Genomic DNA, 743 nt, shown 5'->3' on the forward strand with positions numbered 1-743 from the left:
GTTCCACTTACCATCCATATGTTCATTTATCATCATTAATGCCTTAGGCGCATCAATACCCGGAATGTTTTTTAATTCACTTAACGATAATTGATCAAGTACATAATCTTTTAATTCGTTTCTAAACCAAAATTGCAGCGGTATTGCAAAGCCTGATTTTGGCCTGGCAAAAAATTCAGCCGGAACGTATTGATATAATATGTCTCTTAAGATCCTTTTTTGTGAACCGTATTGAAATTTATAACYATCGGGAAGGTTTTGCGCAAATGTAACCACCCTGTGGTCCATCAGTGGCGCCCGGGCTTCTACAGCAAATGCCATAGATGCTCGGTCAACTTTTGTATTTATATCTCCGTTTAAATATGTTTTAATATCAAAAGCCGACATTTTTTGTAAAATGCTCATTGATTTCGACGACCAGATATCCATGAAAGGTACATCTAAGCCTGCATCCGGCTGTTTAAGCCATGAATACTCAAGCCCCCCAAGCATCAGACCATAAAGAGAACTTATTTTTGAATTACAAATGCCTAATGCAATAAGCTGGTGACGATAATTAGGTGAAACACTTAAAATTTTAGCTATTACTTTTCTTAGTGGCAATGGGTAGGCAAATAAATAATTTGCAATCTTAAGCCACTTATACCTACTATACCCCATAAAACTTTCATCCCCGCCATCGCCGCTCAAGGCTACAGTAACATGTTTTTTGGTGTATTTACTCAATAGCAATGTTGGTATTG

The 743-nt window shown here is 37.2% G+C and carries 1 protein-coding gene; it reads right to left on the reverse strand.

What is annotated here, in order from left to right; all coding sequences use genetic code 11:
- On the reverse strand, positions 1–743 hold a 743-nt coding region (locus tag AC1DQW_RS27835; protein WP_477457046.1), incomplete at both ends, for an asparagine synthase-related protein.

The sequence above is a fragment of the Mucilaginibacter sp. P5_A4 genome, from assembly GCF_056400605.1.